Origin of the sequence: Streptomyces spongiae (assembly GCF_009377185.1) — a bacterium.
GTDB classification, from domain to species: domain Bacteria; phylum Actinomycetota; class Actinomycetes; order Streptomycetales; family Streptomycetaceae; genus Streptomyces; species Streptomyces spongiae.
The window spans coordinates 1-4,475 of the sequence record NZ_VJZC01000724.1 but is presented as its reverse complement, the minus strand read 5'-3'; the positions used below and the strand labels follow the sequence as shown (position 1 = coordinate 4,475).

Here is a 4,475-nt window from a genome sequence, read left to right as displayed (position 1 = left end):
GCCTGACGGCCTTGTCCTCCAACGTCGGACGGGCTGGGGGTGCCTGGGCTCGGCTGGAGGCGCAGCCTCCAGGGATTCAAGCCCCGGGCGAAGGGGTGCGCCTCCGCTGAGCGGGCGAACCTCCGCGGACGGGAACGGGATTGTCAGTGGTGGACGGCAAGCTGGAGGTGCGCCATCACCGAGCCGGGGCGCACACACCGATCAGACCGGCCGAACAGGGGAGAGCCGTCCGATGCCGACCGCCGTACTGACCGACCGCGAACGCACCGCCGTGCAGGCCTATCTGAGGCTCTTGCAGACCGTACGAGCCGCGTTCGACGGCCCGCCGGACGGGCGCCGACCACCCGTGGTGCCCACCGCCGCGCTCGCCGAGGCCGAGCAGGCTCTGGCGGCGGCCGGACTCGCGGGCAACGAGGAGGAGTTCTTCAGGATGCTGCGGGGCTGGTGCCCGGAGGCATGACGCCACGGTGAGGGTCCGTTCCCGGGCGAGCCGGGAGCGGACCGTCTCAGGAGGATCGTGTCCGCGTCGCCCGGAGGTAGAGCGCGGCCGACTGGTCCACGAGCTGCCGCAGGGCCGCCAAGGGCTCCTCGTGGCCGCCCAGTTCACCGAGGACGCGGTACGCCTCGTCGCGGAACGTGTCGAGGTCCTCGCGGTACCGGCGGAGCACGGCGGGCGCGAGGAGCAGTTCCGTGAGGTCCTGCCGCGCCCGCTCGGAACTCCGCGCCGCGCCGGACAGGTCCAGCACCCGCCCCCTCGCTCCGGGCGGCGCCTCCTCCAGGGCACAGGCCAGCAGATAAGTCACCGTGCCGTTCCGCAGGTCCTCGTTGCGGTCGGACAGGATGTCCTCCTGGTCGTTGAACAACTGCCACAGGATGCCGAAGACATCGCCGAACTCACGCCACAGCCGTATGCGCCCGCTGTCCACGCCCGCCCATATGGCGGCCATCGCCGTGATCATCGCGAAGGGAGCCCCGGACTTGCCCCGGTAGGCCGAGGCGACCGCCTCCCGCGCGGCGCCCTCCGTGTCTCCCCGCAGATCCCTGAGCTGCCCCTCGACGGCGGGGAACCAGCAGTTGACGATCTCGGCCGTGAGGGCGTTGCGCACGGCGTCCGGGACCGGCTGTGCCTGGACGATTCGGATGGGTAGTGCCTGCCCGGCAACGACGGCCGCCAGCAGGGCCTCGTGCGCGCCGAGGCCCTCGGGCGTGCCGGTCACCTGGTTGTCGGCCAGGTCGTCGAGGTAGCAGGCCGAGGTCCACCACAGCAGGTGGACGGCCGACAGCGGGACGGCGGGTTCGGGGGCACCCGTCTCGGCGGCGTGCACGAGCAGGGGAAGCACCGACAGGGGGTACTTCATCTGCTGGTGGCGCACCAGTCCGGCTATCGCGTTCCGGACGGACTCCGACTCCGTCCCCAGCGCGTCGAGGGCGGCGTCCAGAGCCGCGTCGATGTCGCCCGAGATCTGCCGGTGCAGTTCGACGTAGGACAGGGAGGTCATCCGGTGACCTCCTCGCGTCTGGTCGGGAAGGGCACGGACACGGCTGTGGCCACCAGCCCGCGCCGCACGGTCCACCTCCCCTCGAAGGACCCGATCCGGTGGCCGCCCACCACCGGCCCCGGGACGAGGAGCCGAGCGTGGAAGGTGCCCGACCCGGCGTCCCTGTCCGCGATCACGTCGATGTCCGCCTCCGAGAAGTCCAGCCACTGCGCCGTGAGCGGGAACCACGCCTTGTAGACGGACTCCTTGGCGCTGAACAGCAGCCTGTCCCAGTGCACTGAGGGGCGGTCGGTGTTCAGACGGCGCAGCCGGGTCTCCTCGGTGGGGAGCGCGATGGCGTCCAGGACGCCGTCCGGGAGCGGCAGGTGGGGTTCCGCGTCGATGCCGAGGGACACCAGGTCGGTGGCGCGGACCAGCGCGGCGGCGCAGTAGCCCTCACAGTGCGTCATGCTGCCGACGAGACCGTCCGGCCAGGCCGGGGCGCCGCGTTCGCCGGGCAGCACGGCCTGGGCGGGCACGCCCAGCTTCTCCATGGCACTGCGGGCGCACGCGCGTACGGCGGTGAACTCCTTACGGCGTTTGGGCACCGCCTTGGCTATGACCGCCTCTTCCTCGGGGAAGAGCGACGCGCCCTCGGCTCCCGCGGCCGCGCGGGAGGCGTCGTCACCGTACGCCTCCACGACCACGACCGACTCCGGGAGCAACTCCTCGATCACCGGCTCCGACCTCCATCGGCAGAATGCGGCGCAGCCTTCCCGGCGGTGCCGGGCGCGGGCGCCACTCGCGGGGGTAACCCACCGACACCTCTTCGAAGCGGACCCCGTCCAGCGATGTGGTCCGCGGGATGTGCAGATGGCCGTAGACCATCACCTCGACGCGGAACCTGCGGTGCCAGTCGGCGGTGAGCCGTGTGCCGCACCACATCGCGAACTCGGGGTAGCGCAGGATGTCCGTCGGGTGCCGGTCCAGGGGGTAGTGGTTGACCAGCACGGTGGGCAGGTCGGCGGGGAGCTCGGCGAGCCTGCGCTCGGTCTCGGCCACGCGGGCGCGGCACCAGGCGTCGCGGCTCGGGTAGGGGTCGGGGTACAGCACGTGCTCGTCGGTGCACACGACGCCTGTGCCGTACGCGTACTCCAGCCCCTCTTCCTTGGTCGCGCAGCCCGGGGGCAGGAACGAGTAGTCGTACAGCAGGAAGAGCGGGGCGACGACGACGGGGCCGCCCGGGCCGTCCCACACGGGGTACGGGTCCTCGGGCGTGACGACGCCCAGCTCGCGGCAGAGGGCGACCAGATGGTCGTACCGCTCGACGCCGCGTAACGTGAGGGTCTCTTTCGGGTGGGTCCACAGCTCGTGGTTGCCGGGGGCCCAGACGACCTTGGCGAAGCGGCCGGCGAGGGTTTCCAGCGCCCAGTGGATGTCGGCCACCTTCTCGGCGACGTCTCCGGCCACGAGGAGCCAGTCGTCGTCGGTCTCGGGGCGCATCTGTTCGACCAGGGCGCGGTTCTCGGGATAGCCGATGTGCAGGTCGCTGATGGCCAGCAGATGTCCCGGACCGCCGGCGTTCGACTCCACCCTCGCTCCCTCCAGAACCGGATGGGAACACGAGAACACACGCACGCACCAGCGGACAAGAGCGGCCCGCCGAACGCTTGAACAGCAGTCCGGCACGACCCGCACGCAGGATTAACACGGGCGTGACAGAAACCAGGGCCCCGGTGGCCCTATGATCGCCCTCAACACCTCCGCCACGCTCCTGCACGCGCGTCGGGCGGTTCGGTGTACCTCCCTCCCCCCTGGCCGGGCACGGCCTGCTCAGCCCTGCCCGCGAACCCTGAAAGGCGGCCTGTATGGTCTCTCGCGTACGCGTCTGGCTCAACCGCACGTACGCGGAGAACGTGTTCTTCATGGATCAGCTGCGGAGTAATCCGCACGCGCGCCCGGTCGAGATCCATGCCACCCACGGCGACCCCGACTCGCCCGTGCTCGCCGCGGCCGACACCGCCGAGCTGGAGCCCGAGGGGCTCTCCCCCGCCGCGTACGTCGAGTTCGCGCTCGACCAGTGTCAGCGGCGCGGTATCGACGTCTTCGTTCCCCGGCTGCACCAGGCGGCGATCGCCGCGCACCGCGAGGAGTTCCGGGCGGTGGGTACGGCGCTGCTCGCGCCGCCCGCGGAGGCCGTGCACGTCTTCGAGGACAAGGTGACGGCGTACCAGGCTCTCGAGGCGCTCGACGTGCCGGTGCCGCCGTACTACCGGGTGCGGTGTGCGGACGAACTCGTGACCGCCGTCGAGGAGTTGGAGGCCGGTGGGCACAGGGCGTGCTTCAAGCCGGCGGCGGGTGCGGGTGGGGTGGGCTTCCGTGTCGTGACGCGCGACCCCTTCTCGATCACGCATCTGCGCGGGTTTCCGAGTCCGTACGTGCCGCTGGAGCTGGTGGTGGAGGCGCTGCGCGAGGCCGGGGAGGAGGTGGACTTGCTGGTGATGCCTCGTCTGGAGCAGCCGGAGGTGTCGGTGGACTGTCTTGTCGCCCCTGACGGGCGTCTTCGTATGGCGGTGGGCCGTACGAAGAACGGGCGGCGCCGTGGGTTCACGCTCAACCCGGCCTGGATCGAGCCGGCGCGTCGGCTCGCGGAGGGCTTCGGCCTCCACTACCTGTCCAACATCCAGTTCCGTATGTACGGCGAGCAGCCGGTTCTCATGGACGTCAACACGCGGCCGGCGGGTGGGCTCCACCAGCTGTCCCTCTGTGGCCTCAACGCGCCCTGGGCCGCGGTGCAGCTGGCCCTCGGCGAGGACCCAGGCGAGCTGCTTCCGGCTCGTCTCGGGCCGGACTACGCGGTGGTGTCGGGGACGCGTGCGGTGCGGCCGGTGGCGCTTCCGCACCAGCGGCCGGATGTGCCGGCGGTGGCCGCGGAGGCGGTTGCTCCGGGGCCTGGGGCTGCGGGGCAGGTGGACACGCGCCCCCTGGCCCTCGCCC

The 4,475-nt window shown here is 71.5% G+C and carries 5 protein-coding genes; 2 read left to right on the top strand and 3 right to left on the bottom strand.

Translation table 11 applies throughout. From position 1 onward, the window contains the following. Positions 1-232 precede the first annotated feature (232 nt). A complete protein-coding gene (locus FNH08_RS45410) occupies positions 233-460 on the top strand; it encodes a hypothetical protein (RefSeq protein ID WP_152777437.1) in 228 nt (75 codons plus the stop codon). 46 nt (positions 461-506) lie between these two features. On the opposite strand, the gene FNH08_RS45405 is transcribed toward FNH08_RS45410, so the two are convergent. The 3 genes from FNH08_RS45405 to FNH08_RS45395 are packed head-to-tail and all read right to left on the bottom strand — an operon-like array spanning position 507 to position 3,071. Next, entirely contained in the window at positions 507-1,499 is a 993-nt protein-coding gene (locus FNH08_RS45405; protein WP_152777435.1) for a polyprenyl synthetase family protein, read from the bottom strand. Continuing rightward, the gene (locus FNH08_RS45400) at positions 1,496-2,215 is read right to left on the bottom strand and encodes a 4'-phosphopantetheinyl transferase family protein (protein ID WP_322726496.1); all 720 of its coding nucleotides are present in this window, start codon (positions 2,213-2,215) and stop codon (positions 1,496-1,498) included. The genes FNH08_RS45405 and FNH08_RS45400 overlap by 4 nt, the downstream gene beginning before the upstream one ends. Next, entirely contained in the window at positions 2,163-3,071 is a 909-nt protein-coding gene (locus FNH08_RS45395; protein WP_322726495.1) for a metallophosphoesterase family protein, read from the bottom strand. Before FNH08_RS45395 ends, FNH08_RS45400 begins: the two co-directional genes overlap by 53 nt. Before the next feature lie 275 nt (positions 3,072-3,346). Between FNH08_RS45395 and FNH08_RS45385 the strand changes: the two genes are divergently transcribed. Next, a partial coding sequence (locus FNH08_RS45385; protein WP_152777434.1) for an ATP-grasp domain-containing protein occupies positions 3,347-4,475 on the top strand: 1,129 nt, incomplete at its 3' end.